The 22,017-nt window shown below is 36.8% G+C and carries 23 protein-coding genes; 9 read left to right on the top strand and 14 right to left on the bottom strand.

What is annotated here, in order from left to right; genetic code table 11:
• Positions 1 to 3: 3 nt before the first annotated feature.
• Positions 4 to 225 carry a spore germination protein GerPA gene (gerPA, locus tag BAQ48_RS10985; protein WP_001111191.1) on the bottom strand — a complete coding sequence of 74 codons (222 nt, stop codon included), beginning with the start codon at positions 223 to 225 and terminating at the stop codon, positions 4 to 6.
• Between the two features lie 98 nt (positions 226 to 323).
• Positions 324 to 500 (bottom strand): aspartyl-phosphate phosphatase Spo0E family protein, encoded by a 177-nt coding sequence (locus tag BAQ48_RS10980; RefSeq protein WP_000462856.1) that lies wholly within the window; start codon positions 498 to 500, stop codon positions 324 to 326.
• Between the two features lie 246 nt (positions 501 to 746).
• On the opposite strand from BAQ48_RS10980, the gene BAQ48_RS10975 reads away from it, so the two are divergent.
• Positions 747 to 1,646 carry a fumarylacetoacetate hydrolase family protein gene (locus tag BAQ48_RS10975; RefSeq protein WP_001213068.1) on the top strand — a complete coding sequence of 300 codons (900 nt, stop codon included), beginning with the start codon at positions 747 to 749 and terminating at the stop codon, positions 1,644 to 1,646.
• Positions 1,647 to 1,680: 34 nt separating this feature from the next.
• Here the strand turns inward: BAQ48_RS10975 and BAQ48_RS10970 are convergent, their stop codons facing one another.
• Positions 1,681 to 1,965, bottom strand: coding sequence for a hypothetical protein (locus BAQ48_RS10970; protein WP_071711095.1), 285 nt, complete (start codon positions 1,963 to 1,965; stop codon positions 1,681 to 1,683).
• 107 nt (positions 1,966 to 2,072) lie between these two features.
• Positions 2,073 to 3,263, bottom strand: coding sequence for an ornithine aminotransferase (gene rocD / locus BAQ48_RS10965; protein ID WP_071711094.1), 1,191 nt, complete (start codon positions 3,261 to 3,263; stop codon positions 2,073 to 2,075).
• A 150-nt stretch (positions 3,264 to 3,413) separates the two neighbouring features.
• Between rocD and BAQ48_RS10960 the strand changes: the two genes are divergently transcribed.
• Positions 3,414 to 3,782 carry a YisL family protein gene (locus BAQ48_RS10960; protein ID WP_000233505.1) on the top strand — a complete coding sequence of 123 codons (369 nt, stop codon included), beginning with the start codon at positions 3,414 to 3,416 and terminating at the stop codon, positions 3,780 to 3,782.
• A gap of 54 nt (positions 3,783 to 3,836) precedes the next feature.
• On the opposite strand, the gene BAQ48_RS10955 is transcribed toward BAQ48_RS10960, so the two are convergent.
• A complete protein-coding gene (locus BAQ48_RS10955) occupies positions 3,837 to 4,391 on the bottom strand; it encodes a DUF2777 domain-containing protein (protein ID WP_071711093.1) in 555 nt (184 codons plus the stop codon).
• Positions 4,392 to 4,630: 239 nt separating this feature from the next.
• Here BAQ48_RS10955 and asnB point away from each other — a divergent pair, with 239 nt between their 5' ends.
• Positions 4,631 to 6,478, top strand: coding sequence for an asparagine synthase (glutamine-hydrolyzing) (gene asnB, locus BAQ48_RS10950; protein ID WP_071711092.1), 1,848 nt, complete (start codon positions 4,631 to 4,633; stop codon positions 6,476 to 6,478).
• A 38-nt stretch (positions 6,479 to 6,516) separates the two neighbouring features.
• On the opposite strand, the gene BAQ48_RS10945 is transcribed toward asnB, so the two are convergent.
• Positions 6,517 to 9,075, bottom strand: coding sequence for an Ig-like domain-containing protein (locus BAQ48_RS10945; RefSeq protein WP_071711091.1), 2,559 nt, complete (start codon positions 9,073 to 9,075; stop codon positions 6,517 to 6,519).
• 320 nt (positions 9,076 to 9,395) lie between these two features.
• Here BAQ48_RS10945 and hemH point away from each other — a divergent pair, with 320 nt between their 5' ends.
• Positions 9,396 to 10,355 carry a ferrochelatase gene (gene hemH / locus BAQ48_RS10940; protein ID WP_071711090.1) on the top strand — a complete coding sequence of 320 codons (960 nt, stop codon included), beginning with the start codon at positions 9,396 to 9,398 and terminating at the stop codon, positions 10,353 to 10,355.
• 59 nt (positions 10,356 to 10,414) lie between these two features.
• Positions 10,415 to 11,881: a catalase KatB gene (gene katB / locus BAQ48_RS10935; RefSeq protein ID WP_071711089.1), complete on the top strand. Its 1,467-nt coding sequence runs from the start codon at positions 10,415 to 10,417 to the stop codon at positions 11,879 to 11,881.
• Between the two features lie 145 nt (positions 11,882 to 12,026).
• Here katB and BAQ48_RS10930 read toward each other — a convergent pair whose 3' ends face one another.
• Both BAQ48_RS10930 and BAQ48_RS10925 read right to left on the bottom strand, forming a co-directional pair.
• A complete protein-coding gene (locus BAQ48_RS10930; protein ID WP_207544837.1) occupies positions 12,027 to 13,055 on the bottom strand; it encodes an endonuclease/exonuclease/phosphatase family protein in 1,029 nt (342 codons plus the stop codon).
• A 426-nt stretch (positions 13,056 to 13,481) separates the two neighbouring features.
• Entirely contained in the window at positions 13,482 to 14,714 is a 1,233-nt protein-coding gene (locus BAQ48_RS10925; RefSeq protein WP_071711088.1) for an ammonium transporter, read from the bottom strand.
• Between the two features lie 219 nt (positions 14,715 to 14,933).
• On the opposite strand from BAQ48_RS10925, the gene BAQ48_RS10915 reads away from it, so the two are divergent.
• Both BAQ48_RS10915 and BAQ48_RS10910 read left to right on the top strand, forming a co-directional pair.
• Complete coding sequence (locus BAQ48_RS10915; protein WP_242660456.1) at positions 14,934 to 16,229, top strand: alpha-amylase family glycosyl hydrolase; 1,296 nt, start codon at positions 14,934 to 14,936, stop codon at positions 16,227 to 16,229.
• 51 nt (positions 16,230 to 16,280) lie between these two features.
• Complete coding sequence (locus BAQ48_RS10910; RefSeq protein ID WP_001170025.1) at positions 16,281 to 16,508, top strand: hypothetical protein; 228 nt, start codon at positions 16,281 to 16,283, stop codon at positions 16,506 to 16,508.
• Positions 16,509 to 16,543: 35 nt separating this feature from the next.
• On the opposite strand, the gene BAQ48_RS10905 is transcribed toward BAQ48_RS10910, so the two are convergent.
• The gene (locus BAQ48_RS10905) at positions 16,544 to 17,035 is read right to left on the bottom strand and encodes a YajQ family cyclic di-GMP-binding protein (protein WP_001040146.1); all 492 of its coding nucleotides are present in this window, start codon (positions 17,033 to 17,035) and stop codon (positions 16,544 to 16,546) included.
• 245 nt (positions 17,036 to 17,280) lie between these two features.
• On the opposite strand from BAQ48_RS10905, the gene BAQ48_RS10900 reads away from it, so the two are divergent.
• Entirely contained in the window at positions 17,281 to 18,135 is an 855-nt protein-coding gene (locus BAQ48_RS10900) for a CvfB family protein (RefSeq protein ID WP_071711085.1), read from the top strand.
• 51 nt (positions 18,136 to 18,186) lie between these two features.
• On the opposite strand, the gene prsA is transcribed toward BAQ48_RS10900, so the two are convergent.
• Together prsA and BAQ48_RS10890 are read right to left on the bottom strand one after the other, a co-directional pair.
• Complete coding sequence (prsA, locus tag BAQ48_RS10895; protein WP_071711084.1) at positions 18,187 to 19,044, bottom strand: peptidylprolyl isomerase PrsA; 858 nt, start codon at positions 19,042 to 19,044, stop codon at positions 18,187 to 18,189.
• A 129-nt stretch (positions 19,045 to 19,173) separates the two neighbouring features.
• Complete coding sequence (locus BAQ48_RS10890) at positions 19,174 to 19,305, bottom strand: DUF3941 domain-containing protein (protein ID WP_001120848.1); 132 nt, start codon at positions 19,303 to 19,305, stop codon at positions 19,174 to 19,176.
• A gap of 100 nt (positions 19,306 to 19,405) precedes the next feature.
• Here BAQ48_RS10890 and BAQ48_RS10885 point away from each other — a divergent pair, with 100 nt between their 5' ends.
• Entirely contained in the window at positions 19,406 to 20,263 is an 858-nt protein-coding gene (locus BAQ48_RS10885) for a YitT family protein (protein WP_071711083.1), read from the top strand.
• Positions 20,264 to 20,288: 25 nt separating this feature from the next.
• Here the strand turns inward: BAQ48_RS10885 and BAQ48_RS10880 are convergent, their stop codons facing one another.
• The 3 genes from BAQ48_RS10880 to BAQ48_RS10870 form a co-directional block, all read right to left on the bottom strand.
• The gene (locus BAQ48_RS10880) at positions 20,289 to 20,486 is read right to left on the bottom strand and encodes a DUF3813 domain-containing protein (protein WP_071711082.1); all 198 of its coding nucleotides are present in this window, start codon (positions 20,484 to 20,486) and stop codon (positions 20,289 to 20,291) included.
• Entirely contained in the window at positions 20,487 to 20,627 is a 141-nt protein-coding gene (locus BAQ48_RS10875; RefSeq protein WP_000516818.1) for a hypothetical protein, read from the bottom strand. It lies immediately after the preceding gene.
• A 105-nt stretch (positions 20,628 to 20,732) separates the two neighbouring features.
• Complete coding sequence (locus BAQ48_RS10870) at positions 20,733 to 21,542, bottom strand: Cof-type HAD-IIB family hydrolase (protein WP_001041234.1); 810 nt, start codon at positions 21,540 to 21,542, stop codon at positions 20,733 to 20,735.
• Between the last annotated feature and the right edge of the window lie 475 nt (positions 21,543 to 22,017).

The following is a 22,017-nucleotide window of genomic DNA, read 5'->3' as shown; positions in this document are numbered from 1 at the left end:
CCTTTAAGTTGAACCAATGATTGCTTGATCGATTACATCTGAATCGTTGACAGTCGTTGAACTTTGATAATTGTAGACAGAAACATTATCCCCAACATTAAAGGAACCGGCCCCAGCGAAAGCACGTGAATAACTAATGGGCCTAATCGCAAATACATCTCCAATATGAAAAATCCCACTCGATCCAATATTAACGATACGAATATGTCCAACCATAGCCGGCATACAAAACACCCTTCGTTTTAAAATTTTCTTTTCTATTATTGTATGGGCGTTTTTAATAAAATGTGTACTTTTTTGAAATAAAAGAAACACATCCGATATTACGAATGTGTTTCGAACATTTGAGTTTGCGTGTAATCTGTGTGCATGTGCCAAATGACATTTAAGAGCCTGTCCAATTCTTGGCTACAATTTACTGTTTTTTGAGAAGTCATTCCGTAGCGTTCAGCAAAATAGATCATTTTTTCACGTTTTTTTTCGATAGCTTGCTCAAACATTGAAATCGGCTCCATCTCTCAATAAATTTTATGTATATATGTAGTACATATTATACAAAAATTCCATAAAAAAGAAACACTTTCGCTAAAAAAAGTATAATTTCTACATTTTATGTCAAATAGTTGCTGAGTAACGAATAGGATGCGAGAAGAATATTGTAAAAATTAGCGTGCATGAGAAGGTTTTTTTCTTACGGATGCGAATACAATTAAAGGGTATGAGTTTTAGGATGGAGAGTGGAAATATTGCGTTTTGTAACGGCGAAGAAAGAAGAAAAGGTATTCGTAGGTATTGTGGATGAGGAAGAAGAGAAGGTATTGCATTTAAGGGAAGCGCAAAGGCAAAAAGGGGAAAAGGTTACAATCCCGATTACAATGTTAGAATGTATTGAAAGAGGGAATGAATGCTTTGAGAAGGTATGTGAAATTGTAAATTGGGCAAAAGAGAACGGGGAAGCGGCGTATTATCCGTTAACAGAGGTGAAAATATTAGCACCGATTCCAAGGCCGAGAAAGAATATTCTGTGCGTTGGAAAAAACTATCGTGAGCATGCGATGGAAATGGGCGGAGTAGAGTCTATTCCAGAAAATATAATGATCTTTACGAAAGCACCAACAACAGTTATTGGCATGAATGAGCAAATTAATGGTCACCCTCACGCAACGGATGAACTAGACTATGAAGGCGAACTAGCTATCATTATTGGCAAGCGAGGGAAACAAATAAAAAAAGAAAAAGCGCTTGAGCATGTTTTTGGTTATACGGTTATAAATGATGTAACTGCTCGAGACATTCAAAGGAAGCATAAACAGTTTTTCCTTGGGAAAAGCTTCGATACGTTTTGTCCGATGGGACCGTATTTAATTCATAAATCTATGGTTAGAACGCCAAACGCATTACACATTGAAACAGTAGTGAATGGAGAAGTAAGGCAACAGTCAAACACAAATAAAATGATTTTTTCAGTAGAAGAAATTATTTCAACGATAAGTAAAGGGATGACATTAGAACCAGGCGATATTATCGCAACAGGAACGCCGGCAGGTGTAGGAAAAGGCTTTACACCACCGAAATTTTTACATGCAGGTGATGAAGTGGTCATTACAGTAGAAGGAATTGGTACTTTGCGAAATATAGTGAAATGAAGAAAGGGCTATCTTATTAAAAGATAGCTCTTTTTTATGGCCTTGGATTATTAAAAAAATCTAAAATAGCGAAAATATATAATCCGATAAGTGCTAATGTACAAATCCCGATTAGCATAACGGCAATAGAACTTCTTTCACGACCAAATCCGATAACTGTAAGGAAAACGGCAGCCCAAAATGAGGCTTTAAGTAATGTAAATGTATGGGGATTTGAATAGTGACTGAGTAATGTTGTGGATAATAGGAATCCGATGAATGTAATGGAAATAAGAATGGTAGCTAAATAGTTAATATGTTTCCCGTATTTTAATAGCACACAGTTCCTCCTCCTTTTTAAGAAAATTGAATATTCAATCTTATTTTAAGGTAAATGATTAGAGAAAGGAAGAGGTTGTCCCAACGTGTAGGACAACCTCTCTATCATTACGATAATACAGCTTTAATTTTTTGGAATGCCCACTCTAAATCTTCTTCAGAGATTACTAGAGGTGGTGCGATACGAATTACATTTTCATGTGTTTCTTTACATAATAGACCAGCAGCTTTTAGTTGTTCACAGTAAGGACGAGCTGGCTCGTTTAATTCAATACCGATGAATAAACCTTTACCGCGAACTTCAGTGATCATTGGGTTATCAATTTCTTTTAATTGCCCAACTAATTTTTCTCCTAATTGAAGAGAACGCTCTGTTAATTTTTCTTCTTCTAATACTTCAAGAGCTGCGATAGACACAGCACATGCAAGTGGATTACCACCGAATGTAGAACCGTGAGAACCTGGCTCGAATACGCCTAAAATGTCGCGGTTTGCTGCTACGCAAGAAATTGGGAACACACCGCCGCCAAGTGCTTTACCAAGTATGTACATGTCAGGAGTTACATTGTCCCAGTCGCAAGCAAATACTTTACCAGTACGGCCTAAGCCTGTTTGGATTTCATCTGCTACGAATAAAACGTTTTCTTTTTTACATACTTCAAAAGCTTCTTTTAAGTAACCAGCTGGTGGGATGTTAATTCCTGCTTCACCTTGAATTGGCTCTAAAATGAATGCTGCTGTGTTTGGTGTAATTGCAGCTTTTAATGCTTCTAAATCACCGTAAGGAATTACAATGATGCCAGGAAGCATTGGACCGAATCCACGCTTGTACTCTTCGTTTGAAGACATAGAAACAGAGCCCATCGTACGTCCGTGGAAGTTATCTTCACAAACGATGATTTCAGCGCGGTTTGCTTCTACTTTCTTCACATCATAAGCCCAGCGGCGAACTGTTTTAATTGCAGTTTCAACAGCTTCAGCACCTGTGTTCATAGGAAGTACCATTTCTTTATTAGTTAGTTTCGCAACTTTTTCGTACCAAGGACCTAATTGATCACTATGGAAAGCACGAGAAGTTAACGTAACACGGTTAGCTTGTTCGATTAGAGCGTTAATAATTTTTGGATGGCGATGACCTTGGTTTACTGCAGAATATGCACTTAATAAGTCCATATAGCGGTTTCCTTCAGGGTCTTCTACCCAAACACCTTCTGCTTTAGAAATAACGATTGGAAGTGGGTGGTAGTTATTTGCTCCGTATGTGTCTGTAAGTTCGATAATATCCTTAGTTTGAATCATGATTGTTCCCCCTTTTGTTATTACAAGAAGTTTGTAAATACTCTAAATATTATAGCATTTAAATGTAAAAAAGCGAAACATTTCCTGAAAATAAATGAACATGTTATCATATAGAGTGAAAAAGTGTGAAAAGAGGAGGTAAGGAATACGATGGTACATATGCATATTACAGCATGGGCGTTAGGTTTAATTTTATTCTTTGTGGCGTATTCACTTTATTCGGCAGGAAGAAAAGGTAAAGGTGTACATATGGGGCTTCGCCTAATGTATATACTCATTATTGTGACAGGTTTCATGTTGTACATGAGTATTGTGAAGACAGCAACAGGTAGCATGCACATGTGGTACGGCATGAAAATGTTAGCTGGTATTTTAGTAATTGGCGGCATGGAAATGGTTCTTGTAAAAATGAGCAAAAACAAACCAACAGGGGCGGTTTGGGGCTTATTTATTGTCGCGTTAGTAGCAGTAATTTATTTAGGACTAAAATTACCGATTGGCTGGTACGTGTTCAAATAAAAATAAAACCACCTTTTGATCTCAAGTATTTGGGAGATAAGGTGGTTTTTATTTTTATGTCGCATCGATATGCAACTCTTCTCCATTTACTTTCGTAAAACGGAACGTGTTTTTATTTGAAGTAGCGTGACGGACGAAATGGTGCTGCAGTGCACAAATCATCTCTTCGTTATCGAATAAAAGAATGTTTACTCCTTCGCATGCTTCCTCTTTTGGTAAGAAGGATAAATAATTATGACAATACATGCAATCATATAAAGAGTAGTGAAGGGATTGTAATGATTCAGTTAATAATGTAAAGACAGAATCAGGTAATTCCTCAAGCCATTCATTATAGCTAAGAAGTAATTTTTTTCGAATGCGTATCATTTCACCGTTTTGCAAATGGTGCTGCTCATTGGCGATTTGTAATATATCTTGTTCGTAGAAACGGGCAGGTAGCCAATTGTTGTTATACAAAATTTCAAACCCATCTTCAGCAATGTCTTCTAATAAAAAAGCTTCTTCATTTTCGTCATCAAAGAACACCCATTCATTATTTATACATTCTACATTACCGACTGTATGAGCGCGGGGTTGGTTATATAAAATATGTTTACGTTGTATCATACATGATTTCTCCTTTATTGAAAGTAGTTATTCTTGTTATAGACAGTTCCTGCATTCTTTATAACTAGACACATCTAGACATAGGTGGGCATACAATAAAACACGTTTTACTGAGTGAGAATGCTATTCCATATGTGGATAGTAGGTTATCGTCAAGTTTGTCATTTTTTTGATCCGCACTCACAGGGTGGGGATTGCTGCTCGTTTAGGAAAAGAAATAAGATGGAAGGATGATTCATATGTGCGGGATTACAGGATGGGTGGATTATAAACGCTCATTAGAAGGAGAAAGAGACGTCGTTACAAAGATGGCTGAAACGTTAGCGAAGCGGGGTCCGGATGATAATAAAGTTTGGATTAAAGGAAATGTTGCATTTGGGCATAAGCGGTTAATCGTTGTGGACCCTGAGGGCGGTAAACAGCCGATGACTTGTTTAAAAGATGAAACGAATTATGCTATTTGCTACAACGGCGAATTATATAATACAGAAGACATTCGAAAGGAATTGTTAAGAAGAGGATATACGTTCAAAGGTCACTCTGATACGGAAGTACTATTAGCTTCTTATATTGAATGGAAAGAAGAATGTGTCGATCATTTAAACGGTATATATGCCTTTGCAGTATGGGATGAGCAGAAAGAGCAAGTGTTTATTGCAAGAGATCGTTTAGGCGTAAAACCGCTATTTTATAAATATGATAGCGGACGATTATTATTTGGATCTGAGCTAAAAGCGATATTGGCGCATCCAGATGTAAAAGCGGAAGTAACGCTAGAAGGATTATCAGAAATATTTGGTCTCGGACCATCTAGAACACCTGGTCACGGTATTTATGCTGGTATAAAAGAATTACGTCCAGGTCATGCGATGACATTTTCAAAGAATGGTTTATGTATATGGAGATATTGGAATGTTGAAAGTAAAAAACATGAAGATTCTTTTGAAGAAACGGTAGAGAAAACGCGTTTTTTATTGCAAGATGCCATTACAAGACAGCTCGTTTCTGACGTACCGTTATGCACTTTTTTATCGGGTGGCGTAGATTCGAGTGCGATTACAGCAATTGCTGCAAGAGAATACGAAAGATCAGGAAAAGGACAATTACACACGTATTCTATTGATTACGAAGATAATGACAAGTATTTTAAAGCAAATGCATTTCAGCCGAATTCAGATGCACCATTTATTAATTTAATGACGGAGACATTTGAAACAATTCATCATCGTTGCGTCATTTCGAATGAACAACTAGCAGAGTATTTAACGGAAGCAGTACTCGTTCGTGATTTGCCTGGTATGGCAGATATCGATTCTTCATTGTTATGGTTTTGCCGCGAAATTAAACAAGATTTTGTCGTCGGTTTATCTGGGGAATGTGCAGATGAAATATTTGGTGGTTATCCGTGGTTTTATAGAGAAGATGATTTACAATCGAGTGCATTTCCGTGGATGCGTTCTACAGAAGCACGTGAACAATTGCTAAAGAAAGAATGGAGAAATAAATTAAATTTACAACAATATGTACAGCAGCGCTATGAAGAATCCATTCAAGAAGTTCCGATTTTAGAGGGAGAAAGCCCAATTGAAGCAAAGAGACGACAATTATTTTATTTAAATATGGTATGGTTTATGACAACGTTATTAGATAGAAAAGACCGTATGAGTATGGGCGCAAGCTTAGAAGTACGTGTTCCATTTGCGGATCACCGACTTGTCGAATATGCGTGGAATATTCCTTGGGAAATGAAAATGTATAAAAACCGCGAAAAAGGTCTATTGCGTAAAGCGCTAGAAGGATTACTTCCAAATGATATATTGTATAGAAAGAAAAGTCCGTATCCGAAAACGCATAATCCACACTATACAAAAGCAGTAACAGTATGGTTACAAGGTTTATTAACGGATAAAGGCTCAATTTTACACGAACTATTTGATAAAGAACAGCTGAGTGGATTGATCGAGTCTGGTGGTATTGCATTTCAAAAACCTTGGTTTGGTCAATTAATGACTGGGCCTCAGCTTTTAGCTCATTTAGCGCAACTTCATGTGTGGTTTAAAGAGTATGGAGTGAATATTAAAGAATAATAAGAGGCGGCTTGCATGTTGTGTAAGCCGCCTTTTTTCTATTTTACTTGAATATAAACATATCTATTGTACTTTCCATCATCTGTTGTTGCAGTTAAGACAACGCGTCCTGGTTTTAAAGCTTTTGCATGAGTCGTATCATTTTGTTTTTCTAGGGCAATGATACTCACGTCACTACTTTTCCAAACTATCTTTTTATTTGTTGCATTTTCAGGAAGAACAGAGGCGGACACAAGTTTTTCATCCCCTTGCTTAAGCTCAAAGAATCGTTCATCTACTTTGATACCTGTAACAGGCACGTGATTTGGTTCAACAGTTACTTGACAGGTTGCTACATATTCGCCAGTAGCAGTTGTTGCTGTGATAGTTGTAGTACCAGTTTGTACAGCATGGATAATTGCCTTTTCGTCCGCTGTTTGTATTGTTGCTACGCTTGGATTATCGCTTTTCCAAATTAACTTTTTATTTGTAACGTTTGGGGTGATCTTGGCAACAAGTTCAAAGGTTTCTCTTTCTTTTAAAGAGTGTTTTGATTTATTAAGTGTAAGGCTAGTAGGGAACGTTTCAAGTAATTTCTCAGGTGTTTTTGCATCCCAAGTCATAGGTTTATTCGAGCGTAGTGCCTGTGCTACAACTGCCGCTGTATCCATATTTGTCATAGGAGTTGTAATAGATGATTTTGCGAGAATTCCAGGGCCACTTGCTGCCCAGAAAATTGTCTTTTCTTCAGGAGATTCTCCGCCATGTCCGTAGCCTTTTCCTCCATGGTCCGTTGTCATAATAATGAGGCTATCTTCCAATAAACCAGCGTCACGAATTGCATCTAATACAATCCCTACATTTTTATCTGTTTTTTCAATTTGTTGCATATATGCGGGGCTGCCGTAGCCTTTAGAATGACCAGCTCCATCAATATCATCAAAATGAATGAATGTGATCGCAGTATCTTTTCCTTCTGTTTTGATGTAATTTGAGATCTTTGGTGCTAATTGGTCATCCGGAACAGACTCTAAGTGAGCGCCTACAGATTGTTCGATAATCCCCTTGTTAATTGGACTCCATCCAGCGAATGAGGCCGTTTTTGCGTATGGTCGTTCTTGTTTTAGTACTTTCATAAAGGATGGGTAAGGCGAGATTTCAGGGAATACTACTGACCCTGCGATTGTATTATCAAGCTTTGTTTTATCAGGTGTTACACCGTGTATGATTCCACCCCAGTTTTGAGCGCTAATCGTTGGTGAAAGAGCTTGCGCATTATAAGTGCTGGCACCATTAGCGATAAAATTTTTAATATTAGGGGCAGTAGCATCTTTAACAGCGATACCGGCTCCATCTAACCCGATAATAAAGACATGTTTGTATGGGTAGTTTGTAGATTGTTTTAGCCGCTCTTGAAGAGGAAGCATGTCCTTTTCGTCAATTTTTCCATCTTCATTTAAATCTGCATGCTTAATTTCATCCCAGTTTTGACTATTTATATTTGATCCGGTGTATTGTTTTATAAAGTTTAAATCGTCTTGTTGAAGTAAACCATCACGTGTTATATCTAATGAATTTCCAACAGTTAGTTCTGTAGTAGCGGCTTTTTTTCCATCTTCAGAAATGGCTTGAATTGTCGTTTTCCCAATGTCTTTTCCAATTACTTTGACTCTTCCATCTGTCGCTTCAATATCTGCGATGTTTTTATCACTACTTGTCCAAGTTACTTTTTTATTTGTTGCATCAGAAGGTTGGACGTTGGCTTGTAAATAGGTGTAACCATCAATATTTAAATGCAGGGTTGGTTGATCAATGGAAATGTCAGTAACAGCGATTGGTGGAGCGGATTGATACATCTTTTGAACATCTGCAGCTGTTACTGCTGTTTTTAGGATAGTTACTTCATCTAGTGCTGCATCAAAGTTGTTTCCAAATAAAGTTCCTTTACCATCAACTCCAATTTTTGTTGTGTAATTTGTATCGATTGTACCTTTCATTTTACTAATATCAATTTGTTGTTCTAGCTTTCCGTCTTTATAAATAGTTGCATATCCATCGCGGTCATGAGAAATCGTAATATGATGCCAAACGTTATCAGCGATATTTGGAATAGAGGCATCTATACGAGAGCTACCAGAAGTTTTGAAATTCCAAAGGAGAGCCTTGTCCTTTAACCCGATAAACCACCCTAAGTTTCCACCGCTATTCCAATCTTTATTTGAAATGATAGCTGGATCAGCATTTACCCCGGAAGATTTTACCCAAAAGGCTATTGTGAAATCTGTACTTGCTCCAAATTTTAATTGCGAAGTATCGCCTAAGTCGATATAAGAAGCGGTTTTCTGTGAGGTTGATTTAAACTTGAGAGCTTTATTTATGCGTCCGTCTGTAAATGAAGGATTACCATTTTTATACGAAATGATGTGATTGGACGCAGAACTATCATCTAGATTTTCCTCGAACGAAAGTTTCATAATCTCGTCAGTGAGGCTTTCTTGTTGCGTTTGTATTGTTGGAGTGGTTGCTGCTAAAACGTTAAATGGAAGTGCTGTAGATAGGATCGTACTCATGGAAAGTGTAGAAATTAATGCTGCTTTTTTAATAAAGGGTTGTTTCATTTTAAATCCTCCTTATAGGCTTTTTTAATTAGAATTCGACGGAATTCTGTTTCTTTTTCCAAGATAAATAGTAAAGTGCAAACTTTGAGGAATGATAACCGGAATATTGAGATTTTTTTAAGGTGTTGTGAAGTTCCACAATTATATAAGAAGACAAGAGACAAATAATATTAAATAAATTGTCAAATAAAATTCAAAATCATCTTATAAATAATATTTAATTAGAATTATTATTTTGACGTACTCATTATTGCTTGTTATAATTGGAAACAAATGTTCTTGAAAAAGATTCTCATTTATGAAATTGAGGTGTTATATAGATGGCAAAGAAAAAAATAGGTTTACTCGTAATGGCGTATGGAACACCAGAGTCATTAGATGATGTAGAGGCGTATTATACGCATATTCGTCATGGTCGTAAACCATCTGAAGAAGCGCTCCAAGATTTAGTCGGGCGTTATAAAGCGATTGGAGGAATTTCGCCGCTTGCAAAAATTACGAAAGAGCAAGCGCATAAATTAACAGATTCAATGAATAACATATTTAAAGGGTATGAATTTACGTGTTATTTAGGTTTAAAACATATTGCTCCATTTATAGAAGATGCAGTAGAAGAAATGAAGAGAGATGGGATTGAGCAGGCAATTAGTATAGTATTGGCGCCGCATTATTCAACTTTTAGCATTAAAGCGTATAATGACCGTGCAATTCGTCTTTCGGAGGAAATAGGTGGGCCTGCTATTGAACCGATTGAACAATGGTACGACGAACCGAAGTTTATTTCATATTGGGCAGACCAAATAAAAGAAACATTTACAAAAATTGAAGATAAAGAGAAAGCGGTCGTAATTTTTTCAGCGCATAGTTTACCAGAAAAAATTATTGCAGCAGGTGATCCTTATGTCGAGCAATTACAGCATACAGCGGATTTAATTGCAGAGGCTGCAAATATCCAAAACTATACAATCGGTTGGCAAAGTGCTGGGAATACGCCTGATCCGTGGATTGGACCTGATGTGCAAGATTTAACGAAAGATTTATATGAAGAGCATGGCTATGAATCTTTCATATATTGTCCAGTTGGTTTTGTTGCGGAGCATTTAGAAGTTTTATATGACAACGATTATGAATGCAAGGTTGTAACGGATGAAATAAATGCAGCGTATTTTAGACCGAATATGCCGAATGCACAACCTACATTTATTGATTGCTTAGCTGCAATTGTTTCCAAAAAAATGAAGGAAATAGTTGACAAAGATTTAGTTTTGAATAATAATTAATTTATAATAATTTTAAATAAATAATAATTACTATGAAAGAAAGAGGAGGCTCCCCCTAGATGAATCCAAATAATCGCTTAACAACAAACCAAGGTGCTCCAGTTGGAGACAACCAAAATTCTCGTACAGCTGGTCGCCGTGGACCGGTATTGCTAGAAGACTATCATTTAGTAGAAAAACTTGCACACTTTGATCGCGAACGTATTCCAGAGCGCGTGGTGCATGCACGTGGCGCAGGTGCTCACGGTGTATTCGTAACGAAAAACAGCATGAAGCAATATACGAAAGCAGCATTTTTACAAGATGAAGGAACTGAAACGCCTGTATTTGTTCGTTTTTCAACGGTTATTCATGGTCAAGGTTCTCCAGAAACAGCGCGTGATCCACGTGGGTTCGCTGTTAAATTTTATACAGAAGAAGGAAACTATGATATCGTAGGTAATCATTTACCAGTTTTCTTCATACGTGATGCAATTAAATTCCCGGACATGGTGCATTCTTTAAAACCAGCGCCTGATACAAATGTGCAAACGCCAGATCGTTACTGGGATTTCATGACGTTAACGCCAGAGTCTACACATATGATGACGTGGGTATTTTCTGATTACGGTACACCAGCAAATTATCGCGAAATGGAAGGTTTCGGTGTCCATTCATTCAAATGGATTAATGCAGAAGGTAAAATTGTTTACATTAAATATCACTGGAAACCACAGCAAGGCGTACGTAATTTAAATGCAAAAGAAGTGCAAGAAGTACAAGGGAAAGACTTCAACCACGCAACTCGTGACTTATTCGATGCGATTGAAAAAGGGAACTATCCAAAATGGGATTTACACGTACAAGTGATGCAGTTAGATGAAACGGATTCTTTAGATTTTGATCCGTTAGATCCAACGAAAGTGTGGCCAGAAGATCGCTTCCCGTTAATTGAAGTAGGAACAATGACGTTAAATCGTAACCCGAAAAACTTCTTCGCAGAAGTAGAGCAAGCGGCGTTTACGCCAAGTGCAACTGTAAATGGTATTGAACCATCTGAAGATAAATTATTACAGGGTCGTTTATTCTCTTACCCAGATACACAGCGTTACCGTCTTGGTGCAAACTATTTACAAATTCCTGTAAACTGCCCGTATGCAGCTGTTCGTAACCAACAGCGTGATGGGGCAATGCAAATCGATCAAAACCCATCTACAATTAACTACGAACCGAGCCGTCATACGGAAAATCCGGTTGAAGACAAAGCTTACCGTGATTCAACTATGAAAGTAGAAGGCTACGTATCTCGTGAAAAAATTGAGAAACCAAATGACTTCAAACAAGCGGGTGAGCGTTACCGTTCATTCTCTAAAGAAGAGCAAGATAACTTAATTGCAAACTTAACAAATGACCTAAAAGACGTAAATGAGCGCACGAAATTATTAGCTGTTTGTAACTTCTTCCGTGCAGATCAAGAGTACGGTATGCGTTTAGCGCAATCATTAAATGTTGATATTACGCAATATGTAGGAAATGCTCCGAAATAAATAGAAAAAGACGACCGGTCTTCGGTCGTCTTTTTGTGTGTAAAATAAGTTTTGCATATAAGGGTTGTATGGAATGGGTATTGCTATTTTTTCATTTCGGTACAAATGTTAACTACGGCTTTTGTTATTGTTTGTGCTGATGATTCTATAAATGTAAACTTGCAAATACTCCTGCGTGATCAGATGGCCAAAGTCCTGTGTTTGTTCTGTTTTTCTGCGATTCTCCAACTAATTCTGCTTCAATTGGTTCCCAGCCGTTTTTAAATAAAATATAGTCGATTCTTTGATTCAACAAAGAAACCGCATTTAATAGATCGGGACCCTGTTCAGCGGTAAGCCCTAATCCTTTACCTACTGTATTCCATGCATCTTTAAATCCTGCAGTAATAAAAAGATTATTAGTACTGCTATTAGGAGGGGAATTCAAATCTCCCGTAATAATTACTGGTAAAGGTGTGTTTGCAGGTCCTTGAAGAATTTCAAGTGCTTGGGCATTCCGTATGGCTTCAACAGAGGGATCCAAACGTGTATTTATCATCCTGAAGATTTGCCCGTCAATCTTAACATCTATAGAAGACCATCCTCGGAGTATTGTGAAAGGTTGTCCTGCTAAGGGGATAGTTAGATTTGTTTGGAAGTTAGCTTCCTGTTTTCCTGTTATGTCTAATTTATGATTTTTATGAATTAAGATTGCGTCCCTTTCTAGAAATTGAACTAAATTTCCATTGCTATCTGGAAGTTCTCCCTTTGCATTATTATTAAGAGCTGCAACTTCATATTTTAAACCTTGTTCTTCTAATGCTTCTAATAATATATTTATAAAGTCATAGGTTATGGTTCCGAAAGTTGGAATAACTAGCTTTATCAGCACGGCTTCTTGTAGGCCGAGAAGATCGGGTTTTTCCGAAGCGATAGCTTTAGCGATTGCCTTGGCACGAACGGGGAAGTTGGTCGCAAGAAATTGTCTAAAGACTTGTGTTACGACTTCGGGAATTAGTTTTGGAGGTGCAGCGAATAATGGTGTAACATTAAAACCTTGATAAATATTCCATGTCAGAAACGTACTATTTGAGTTTGATTCTGGTGAGAAGGAGATGCAATGCTTAAACATATGTTCATACTTTTCTATCTGATTTTGAAATCGATATGGGTTGTCACATTGTTTGTGAGACATAATTCATCAATCACTTCCTTTAGCTTGTTTACTATAAGATATGTATGTGTATCTCTTTAGTTTGGGGGGATGCCATGTTTAGAAGAGTATATCTTATTAATGTGAAGTTGATAGAAATTGTCATTATACGTAGTAAATACAAAGGCTAATTCTATATCCGGAAAGGATTAAATTTTTCTTTCTTTTGCAAGTTTTATGCGAATATACATACTTACTTTATTACGTATGTTTTACCTAAATTGTTCTTATTCCCTGTATCAAAATTGCATAGCTATTATCTATCATTTAGTCTCAAATATTTTTTGTTGATGAACAGTCGATATATCAAAAAATAGCTAATATATTCATATGTATACCAACTGGAGTGTGGTAATAAGTGCGATAAAAAGAGATGCAATCTACTAACGATAGATTGCATCTCTTTTTTTAGTTCACTCGCTCAGTATACTCGTAAGCTTTCTCGCCGTGCATTGAAATATCAAGTCCCATATGTTCTTCGTGCTCATCTACCCGGACAGGGAGGAAGAAGTTAATGGCTTTAATAATGGCGTACGTCATGATGATGGTAAATGCATATGTTGCTCCGATTGCTACAAGTTGTTTAAACAGTAAAGCGGTATTTCCGTAAAACAATCCGTTCGCACCATCGCCGTTTACAGTAGTAGTTGCGAATAGTCCTGTTGCAATCCCGCCCCAAGTTCCGCCGATGCCGTGGCATCCGAAAGCATCGAGTGTATCGTCATATCCGAATTTTGTTTTTAAGAAGAAAACAGCGCCGAAACATAATACGCCGCCAATTGCCCCGATAAGAAGAGCGGAAAAGGGTGTAACAAATCCACAAGCTGGCGTAATAGCAACTAGACCCGAAACAACTCCGCAAGCAGCTCCCATCGCAGTTGGCTTTGATTGGAAGAACCATTCAGATAGCATCCAAGTTAGGGCAGAGGCAGCAGCGGCTATATTTGTATTAATAAATGCGGTTAAAGCTACGTCGTTTAAGGATAATGCACTCCCGACGTTAAAGCCGAACCAGCCGAACCAAAGTAGCCCAGCGCCTAGCATTGTAAATGGTAAATGGTGAGGTGAAGTACCATTTATGTTTTTTCGTTTTCCAAGGAATATAGCTAATACAAGGCCGGCAACACCAGAAGTGATATGAACGACGTTACCACCAGCGAAATCTAGCGCGCCGAGTTCTCTTAGCCATCCGCCAACGCCCCATACCCAATGAGCGACAGGATTGTAAACGAGTGTTGTCCATAGAAGGATAAAAATAAGAAAGGCAGAAAATCGCATTCTTTCGGCGAATGCACCTGAAATTAGAGCGGGAGTTAAAATGGCGAACATAAGTTGAAACATCATAAATAAATTGTGAGGAATAGTAGATGAGTAGTCTGGATTTGGTGCGTAGGTAACTCCGTTTAAACCGAACCAATCGAGATTGCCGATAAGGCCATGCCAATCTGGTCCGAATGATAAAGAATAACCGATTACAACCCATTGAATCGAAACGATAGCCATTGCGCTATAACTATGCATTGTTGTGCTCAGTACATTTTTACTACGAACCATGCCTCCGTAAAAAAGTGCTAATCCTGGTGTCATCAACATGACCATTACGGTCGTCACAAACATAAAAACCGTATCTCCTGTATTCATTTTCTCTCCTCCTGTGATGTTAGAAAAAATAACATCGATTTGTTATGTTTCATATCATATTCGAAATAAAAAGAAAAATCAACTAAAAATTCAGAAAACTTTATTCTTCATGTTAGATTTTCTAACATGAAGAATTTTCGGAGTAATGAAATCAACGTATGCGCTTCGTCTAGATAATTGGTATAATATTCTTACAATTAAAAAACTTGGGGGATGCGTGTGGGAAAAATATGGACTAGGAAACTATTCATTTGCTTTTGTTTAGCTGTCGTTTTATTTGTACCAATACATACTTTCGCAGAAGAAAAAAGAGAATGGCGAGATGAAGTCATATATTCCATTACGATCGATCGTTTTAATAATGGAGAGCCGAAAAATGACAAACGGTTAGACGTTGGTAATTTAGAAGGATATCAGGGTGGAGATATAAGAGGAATTATAAAAAGACTAGATTACATAAAAGAAATGGGATTTACCACTGTTATGCTTTCTCCGCTATTTGAAAGTGGAAAGTACGATGGATTAGACGTACGAAATTTTCAAATAGTAAATGAACATTACGGAACGGAAAATGATGTGAAAGAGCTTGTAACAAAAGCTCATGAAAAAGGAATGAAAGTTGTATTTCAATTTCCGTTTGGAGAAAATGAACAACAAGTAATTGATTCGATGAAATGGTGGATAAAAGAAGTTGATTTAGATGGAAGTTATGTGATACATAGTGAGAAAAAGCCGCATTCCTTTTGGGTTGACGTGCAGAAAGATATGCAAGCGATAAAGAAAGATTTTCGTATTATGACAAAGGAAGATAATGAATATAACAAAAAAATAGTAGAATCGTTTTCCAAGGCGGATGTATCGGTAAAATCGTTATATGCAGTGAGCAAAAAAGAAGGAGAATTTGTTACATTTTTAGATAATCAAGAAACAAAAAGATTTGCACGTATTGCAAAAGAAAATATGTATTACCCGCCGTCTCGTTTAAAACTAGCGCTCACGTACTTATTCACATCGCCAGGGATACCGAATTTTTATTATGGGACTGAAATCGCATTAGATGGAGGGGATGTTCCGGATAATAGAAGGTTAATGGATTTTAAATCAGATGAAAAGTTTATGCAGCACATAACAAAGCTGGGTGAACTTAGGCAAATGAGACCATCTTTACGCCGTGGCACGTTTGAACTTCTATACGATAAAGGTGGAATGAGCATATTTAAACGAAAGTATAAAGATGAGGTAACGTTAGTAGCGATTAACAATACGAAAGAGACGCAAAAAGTTCCTCTTCATGCAAATTTGATTGGAGAAAAAAAGGAATTACGTGGCCTATTGGAAGATGAAATTATAAGGGAAGAAAACGGACAATTTTATCTCGTTTTAAAGCGAGAAGAATCAAATGTATATAAAGTTAGTGGAGAAACAGGTGTGAATTGGTTATTTATTTCCTTAATCGTCGGTGTAAACATAGTATTCATTGCATTTTTAATTGCGGTTAAAAGGAAACGGAAATGAGTAACTCTTTTCTTTAGTAGTTCGTCTGCAGTTTAAGAAGAGGTGAGATATTTGCAGAAAAAGAAGTGGTTCGCTCTATGGTTTTGTCTTCTTATCGCATTCGTAAGTTTGTATTTGTGGGACAACGGCGGCGAAGGGGAATTTGTTCGATGGGGTGATAGTGTTCATTCTGTTGATACGGCAGTCCTTAAGAGAAATAATATTCAATACAAAATCGAAAACGATAAAGTGTATATTCCGGAAAAATCATTTGATAAAGCAATATATTGCTGCTCATAAAAAGAAAACTCCTCTAATTAAGAGGAGTTTTCTTTTTATCGGTAGTTAATGAACTGTACGTCGATTGGTAAATCAGCACTACGAACAGCTGCGATTACTGCTTGTAAGTCATCACGGCTTTTCGCTGTTACACGTACTTGATCATCTTGTACTTGTGTTTTTACTTTTAATTTCATTTCTTTAATGATGTTGTTAATTTTTTTCGCGTTATCTTTATCGATACCTTGTTGAAGTGTTGCGCGTTGACGAACAGTGTTACCAGTCGCAGCTTCAACTTTTCCGTAATCTAAGTTCTTAATTGGAACGTTACGTTTTACAAGTTTAGAAATTAGAACGTCTTTTACTTGGTCTAATTTGAACTCGTCGTCAGAAGTTAAAACGAGTACTTCTTTTTCTAATTTAATATCACTTTTACTTCCTTTAAAGTCATAGCGATTTTGGATTTCCTTTAATGCGATGTTAATTGCGTTTGTTACTTCAGGTAATTCTACTTTCGAAACGATGTCAAAAGAACTATCTTTTGCCATAGTTAGCACCTCCAAATAAATTTCTAATCTTTTTATGTACTGTACATACTAAAGTATAGCTGAAAACGAGCCTAGACTTAAGTGTTTTCATACTTATATTTATGTAACCTCATTTTATTATAGTGAATTTTGGGCAGTTGGACAAATAAAGGAAAAATCGTGTTATAATTAACTTTTGTTTGGAATGATAAAAAGATAAAAAGTTAAAAGTTAATTTTATATATAGAGAAGGGAATTAAAAAAATATGTATTTACAATTAGGATCGATTGAACAGGTAACTGTTTTACGCGAAACGGAAATCGGATATATGGTTGGGAATGAAGAAGAAGAAATCTTCCTACATAAAAACGAATTAGCTGGAGAAATTGAAGAAGGCGATACGATTGATGTATTCTTATATCTGGATCATCAAAATCGTATTTCAGCGACAATGAAGGAGCCAATCATTACAACGTATGATTGGAACTGGGTAAAGGTTGTAGAAGTTATTCCTAGTTTAGGTGTGTTTGTTGATATTGGTGTATCAAAAGATATACTAATTCCAGCTGATGAGTTTCCGATTTATATGCCAGTATGGCCAGAAGTAGGAGACGAATTATATTGTACGTTAAAATTAACGAATCGTGATCGTCTTATCGCTCTTCCGGCAAGAGACAGCGATATGCAAGAAATTATCGTAGATGCGACGCCATCTATGCGTAATAAAAACGTAAATGGACGTGTTTATCGTTCACTTCAAGTTGGTTCATTCATACTAACTGATGAGCATTTCCGTGCTTTCTTACACCATACTGAAAGAAAAGAACAAGTCCGTATCGGTGAGCGTGTAACGGGCCGTATTATTGACGTGAAAGATGACGGTACAATTAATATTTCACTTCTTCCTCGTAAAGAAGAAGGAATGGAAGATGATGCAGCAGTAATTTATGAATATATGGAAGAACGAGGCGGAGCAATGCCGTTTTGGGATAAGAGTTACCCAGAAGACATTAAAGAACGTTTCAATATGAGTAAAGCTGCATTTAAGCGTGCGCTTGGTAAGTTGATGAAAGAAGAAAAGGTTTACCAAGAAGAAGGCTGGACATACTTCAAGAAGTAAATTGAATAAAAAGCACCGCCTTACTTTTTGTAAAAATAAGGCGGTGCTTTTTTAGTTCTCTGGCTCTGATACAAGTGTAAATGTATCTTTTAAGTCGCTATCATTTATTTTAATATTTGCCTTTTTCAATTCATCTTGTAACAATTTTTGACTGAATGTAGGGTCAGCAATGCGCTCTTCTTCTAAGTTTTTGCGAATAGAGTCTTTTACTTCATTGTAAGGCTTTAAATCTTTTTTATCAGTTAATTTTATAATGTGATAACCGTTCGAAGATTTAACTGGATTGCTAATTTGTCCGACCTTTAGTTTGTAGGCAGCTGTTTCGAATTCAGGTGTCATTGTGCCTGATGCGAAGTATCCGAGGTCTCCGCCTTTCTCTTTTGATAGTAGATCTTGTGATTCTTGTTTTGCTAATTCTTCAAATGAAGCACCAGCGTCTAGTTTTTTCTTTATTTCTTTCGCTTCATTTTCGTCACTTACTAAAATGTGACTCGCTTTAATATCTGGCTTATAGTGGTCTTTCACATCTTTTTCTGTGACGCTTTTCTTAACCGCTTCATTCATAGCAAGTTTGAACTTAATTTGATTTTTGAAATCAGCTTCATCTTTTAAACGGTTGTTTTCTAGTACTGTTTTGAACTGATCTCCATATTGATTTTTCACTTTGTTTACTTCTTTATCTACATCATCGTCAGATACTTTATATTTTTTGGTGATAACGTCTTGTGCCATCATTTCATATAGCATGTCTTTTCCATAACGATCTTTTAATTGCTTTTCGAAGTCGCTCTTCGTGATGGTTGAGTCTGTTGCTGAAGCGACTGTAGCCGAGCCATTTTTTTGTCCACAAGCAGATAGCATTAATATACTTATTAGTGCAGTAATAATGAAAATATGTTTCCCTCTCATGCTAACACCTCATCCGAATATGTTATCGCTATTGTAGAATATAGAAGTGAACATGAAGTGAATTTTTAATGTTTTTCCCCTGTAAAATGTAAAAAAGTACATCAACAATTATGTTGATGTACAATGGGATCAAAGGTGATCGGTCTTTTTAGAATAAGTACGCTTACCTTGCTGAATATTTTTTTGTTCTTGTTCATTTTTTTGTGCGCGCTTTGCATTATTATCGCGTGCTTTTTTGTCGTTATCACTCGTATGTGGCATATGTATCAACTCCATTTCTAAACGTTGTACGTTTATCATTTCCTTTTTCGTAAAGACTATGTATAGCGGTGCATTCATGAATAATAAAGGTGGATTGGAAATGGATTTGAAGTTAAATTATACCGAACTTATAAAGAAGTTAATCGTTGTAATCGTCGCAGGTTTATTAAATGCAATTGGGATGAATTTATTTTTAACACCAGCGAAAGTGTACGCGAGTGGCTTTGCTGGATTGTCTCAATTATTATCGCAAATATTAGGTGACTTTTTATCTATTCATATATCTACAGGCGTGTTGTTTAGTTTATTTAATATTCCTGTCGTTATTTTAGCGTGGAAAAAGGTTGGGAAGGCTTTTACGTTTTTTAGTTTTCTTTGCGTAATATTTATGACATTATTTCTAGAAATTATCCCAGTTCGAGCGGTCTCAAATGATATCATCTTGAATGCGATTTTTGGCGGGATTATTTCAGCGATTGGGGTAGGGATTGCTTTAAAGTGGGGTGCTTCTACAGGTGGTTTAGATATTATCGCCATGATTTTATCAAAAATAAAAGATAAACCTGTTGGCACATATTTTTTCTTTTTTAATGCAATTATCATTATCGCTGCTGGCTATGTGTATGGATGGGAAAAAGCGTTATATACTTTGTTGACTTTGTATGTGTCAACGAGAATTATTGATGGGATTCATACGCGTCATGTGAAAATTACAGCGTTAATTGTTACGAAGAATGGTGCAGATGTACGAAAGGCGATTCATTCACGCTTGGTGAGAGGGATTACAACGATACCTGCAACAGGCGCTTATACAAATGAAAATAAAGAAATGTTAATGATTGTTATTACTCGTTATGAGTTATATGAATTAGAGAGAGTTATTAAACAAGTGGACCCAGGTGCATTTACAAATGTACTGCAAACGGTCGGGGTGTTTGGATTGTTTCGAAAAGATTAAAGAGGACCAAAGCTGGTCCTCTTTTTTAGTGCAAGTTCGTAATGTTTTGCAATTGCTCTTGCATTTCGCGTAGCTGAGCCTTTTCAGCAGTGGAAGAGTTTGCATAAGCGGATTGCAAAGCGTTTTTTGCTCTATATACGAGATCTTGTTGTTCAGTGCCGCTTGAACAAGAAACGGCGCTTACAACAGCGTCTCTAGCTTGTTGGAATAGTAAGTTACCCATTTAAACCCCTCCAAAAGAAGAGTTGCTTCTCGCTTTTTCTGCCTCAGCTAATGTACCTCTGTACGGGAATCTGGCATCGTGCTTCATAATAGAATCGGCTCCTTGTTGGATAAAACGTTTTGATTTGTTCTTTTTACCCATTCGAAAAACCCCCTTTATTTAGCTGAAAACAATCGACGCGCTGATTTGTGCGTCTAATAATAGTATGAACATTTGGCGAGAAACTATAAGCAGGGAATTTTTAGATTACAGCCCAAGAACCTCTTCTAAATATAGCGCAATCCCATCTTCTTCGTTCGTTAACGTCGTATGATTAGCGAGTGTTTTTAATTCAGGGATGGCATTTCCCATTGCAATGCCGTGACCAGCAAATTCAATCATTTCAAAGTCGTTATCTTCGTCACCGAAAGCGATAATTCGCTCTTTTGGGATGTTGTAATGAGTGGAAATCTTTTGTAATCCGACCGCCTTATTTAATCCGCTTTTCACAATCTCAATAATTGGCCAAGGTGCGCCCCATTTTCTATGGTCGATTACTTCAGCATGCATATCAGTTAAATGTTGACGAATTGCAGTGGAATGCTCGTCATGTGCGTCAATTAACAAGCAAGTTGGATGATCATTTAAAGTATTTAATAAGTCTCCTGTGAAAATCTTTGGAGAACCGAATTCGAAAATATGTTTTTTATCTTCATCAATTTCACGAACATACACATCATCCATTACTTCAGCGTATATATTTTTCACGCCAAAATCAAAGCAAGCTCGGACAATTTCTTGCGCCGTTGCTAATTCAAGAGGAGAGTGATGTGTTCCCCAGTTTGCATCAAGGGGATGGTGTACGTAAGCGCCGTTAAAGTTTACGATAGGTGTGTTCAGGCCAAGTTCTTTATAGTAATCATAACTAGCGCGGAATGGACGCCCTGTTGAAATAACAACGATATGTCCTTGTTCCTTTGCTTTTGCAATTGTATGTTTCGTTCGAGTCGAAATTATTTTGTTGTCTGTTAATAAAGTACCGTCTAAGTCTAAAGCGATTAAATGTTGTTTGTTCATAATTTCACCTCTTATAATAATTTTTTTGTTTTTATCTGTATTTCCGTTTTTAATATGCAGAAATAAGAGGTTAGACTGGGTGAGACCACCATAGATGGAAATTTCACTATATATCCATCTTACGTCTCAAGGTGCTGTGGTGTCTACTATTTATCGTTGGAAATTAAGAAAAGTCAACATCTTTTTGGAAAGTTCAAACAATGTTTCTTTCATTATGGACAAATTGTGAAAAGGGTTACATTACTCGTATGATGAAGCTTATAATGAACATGTAATCTTCTCGTATATGTTTGACTCTCCTTTGAAACTAGCCTAGAGTAGGTTGGTTTCTTTTTTTTTTCTACAAAGTAGGAAAGAAATCCCTGCTTCCATTTGTGTCATTCATATATATGTACAAGAATGAGATGTAGTACTTGTTTCCTAAACATGACAGAAAAGCTTTCTTTTAAAATGGATATACTAATGAGGCAAAGAC

It is taken from the genome of Bacillus luti, from assembly GCF_001884105.1.
Classification (GTDB): domain Bacteria; phylum Bacillota; class Bacilli; order Bacillales; family Bacillaceae_G; genus Bacillus_A; species Bacillus_A luti.
The sequence above is the reverse complement of the archived record's forward strand: the minus strand, read 5'-3'. Positions and strand labels throughout refer to the sequence as shown.